Source organism: Hyphomonas sp. UBA3601 (genome assembly GCF_002375605.1).
GTDB lineage: Bacteria > Pseudomonadota > Alphaproteobacteria > Caulobacterales > Hyphomonadaceae > Hyphomonas.
This window is the reverse complement of record NZ_DFME01000098.1, coordinates 1-1,635: the sequence shown is the minus strand read 5'-3', so window position 1 is coordinate 1,635 and position 1,635 is coordinate 1. Positions and strand designations below refer to the sequence as shown.

Annotated in this window: 1 protein-coding gene; it reads right to left on the bottom strand. The window is 67.8% G+C overall.

Annotation, left to right across the window (positions count from 1 at the left end; translation table 11 throughout):
- Positions 1-1,635, bottom strand: a 1,635-nt coding sequence (locus B4F73_RS09835; RefSeq protein WP_290483152.1) for a glycoside hydrolase/phage tail family protein, incomplete at both ends; no start/stop codon positions are given.

Below are 1,635 nucleotides of genomic sequence, written 5' to 3'. Positions count from 1 at the left end.
CCCCGCCGAATACAGGCGCAGCCGGCGGCGCGCTGCCCGCCTCGCCAGCCCGCACGCGCGGCATCGCGGCAACCTCCTCCCGGCAGGTCAGCGCCCGTACGCCGCCCCGGTCGACAACATCCGTGACACGCCAGACCGGCCCGTCCTCCACGCGCAGCCCATCCCCCGGCTCCAATGCAAGCGCCGATAGTGAAAACGCGCACATCGCCGTCTCTCCACTCGCCGCCGATGCCAGCAGCGCCCCGGCCACCGCCTCCGCCCGGCTCGCTCCCAGCGCCAGCGGCAGGGCCACATCCTGCACCAGCCTTGCATCACCGCCGTCAAATCGCGCCTCCGCCATGCCCGGCTGATAGTCCGCCTCAAGATCAACATGGGTCAACCTGAGACGCGCCGGTGCCTTGTCGAGCAGGGCGCGGGTCTTCTTCAGTCCGCCTTCGACCAGCGCGCCGGACGCCACATCCAGCACGCCGCCCTCGCCCGCCATGCGAAACACCAGCGCCCCGCCGCGCTCCACGCACTCGAAGCCATACGCTGCCCTGAGCGGCTCCAGCGCCGCCCGCACCGAATGCACCCCGTCCAGCCCATAGCCTTCGACAATACCATCGAGCCCGGACACATCGACCGCCGCCACGCCGCCCCGGGCGCAGATATCCGCCACCACATCGGCCAACGGCGCAAGGCCCGACCGCCCATTCAGCCAATGTCCGCGCGCCCAATTGCCGCCATCGCTCCAGACCTCTTCCTTCAGCGGCCAGGCCGGGAAAGGTCGCCCGTCCCACGCCCAGACATAAGCCGCTTCAACCAGCGAGCTTGTCTCCCAGTGCGGCAAAACCGCCGCCAATGCCCTCCGCTGGAACACTTCGTCCCGCGCCCCGCTCGAATAGGGTGGCAGCGCGCTCTCGCTGCTCTTGGGATCGTAGAACAGGTTCGGCGCATTGCCGCCCTTGTCGACCGCCGCAAAACCGATTTCCATCAGGCGAACGGGTTTCATCCTCGGCACCCATCCGGTCGGCGTCGCCGCGCGCACCCCGCCCGGACGCTCGTGATGATACGCGCCCGCCCAGCCGGCGATATCCTTCTGTCGGAACACGAAATGCTCGCCATGCGCTGTATCATTGATCGGTGTACGCACTTGCGCATCGCGCGCAGCCTGATCCGCATAATACCAGTCATACGCCTCCCCACCCGCGATCTGGGACGTCAGATAGGCCGGATCATCCGCCGCGGCATATCCTGCCAGCGCATCGAGATGATCGTCGCCATCACGCCAATCCCCCAGCGGCGGATACCAGTCGACGCCGACGAAATCGACATCCGCACTCGTCCAGAGCGCATCCATCGGAAACAGGACATCGCCCGATCCGTCCCCCGGCACATAGGCGCCATACTCGGTCCAGTCCGCGCCGTAAGAGACCTCCGCCCCCGGAAGGATCGCCTTCACCTCCGCCGCGAGCGCCACCAGCGCCTCAACGAACGGAAACGCGCCCGTCGCATCCCGAACCCGGCTGAGCCCGACCATCTCGCTGCCGATCAGGAACGCCTCGACCCCGCCCGCCTCGGCGGCCAGCCCAGCATGATGCAGGATGAAGCGCCGGAACCCGTTCGCGCCACTTACGAAACTATCAATCTCACTGC